The organism is Actinomyces sp. S6-Spd3, assembly GCF_000758755.1.
Lineage (GTDB): Bacteria > Actinomycetota > Actinomycetes > Actinomycetales > Actinomycetaceae > Pauljensenia.
Window position 1 is genome coordinate 1 of sequence record NZ_JRMV01000210.1, and the last position, 747, is coordinate 747.

Sequence of the window (747 nt, forward strand, 5' to 3'; positions counted from 1 at the left end):
TCCGCTGCCATCGAATCAATAGCATCAGCCTGTTCTAACAAGTAATACGGCCCATAATCGTCGTCATCATCGATTTTAGCCACAATAGGATAATCCGCTCGCGCGATCAGAAAATTGTAGATGCTACCTAAACTAATAGTCTCATCCTGATAAAACCACTGCGCGTTCAAGGCTAGATCGTTAGCTAGGTTTTTATGCTCCGGAGTGGCCTCGAAACCATGCGTAGCTACTAGCAGTTGTACCTCGACTCCAACCTGCTTTCCTACTTGTTTCAGCAGGTGCGGAATCTGGTTTGGCCTATTTGTGGATGCCATAATCGATACTCGGGCTTTACCAACCACGTGATTATTCAGGCTGACTCGTTTCAAGATTTCATCAACGCGATGAGAATAAGTATGTCCCAAAAGAATTTTCATGCGCGCCTCATAGGAGAATTCGTCACGCAAATCCGGAGACATCCGTAGAGCTTTTATCCAGTTAGCCGCCTCATCGCTATCTGCTACCTGAATAACTCCATTTCCAAAGACGCCTTCTAACGCTGGGCTCGACGCGGAAATGACCGGCGTACCGCAGGCCAGAACCTCGAAAACCCGCCGAGAAAACATCGTCGTGCTATTCGGAATAGAATTAACATTCAGAAAACAGTTGTACGACCTGTACGCACGAAGCATCTGTTCATACGTCAACTCGCCTTTTACATACGGTTGATACTCTTCGGGGAACCGATATTCGGAACCGACATCCTGA

The 747-nt window shown here is 47.1% G+C and carries 1 protein-coding gene; it reads right to left on the bottom strand.

Annotated elements, in window-relative coordinates:
- Window positions 1–747 (bottom strand): glycosyltransferase (locus tag HMPREF1627_RS01780; RefSeq protein ID WP_034500600.1); only part of this gene is annotated, 747 nt, incomplete at both ends.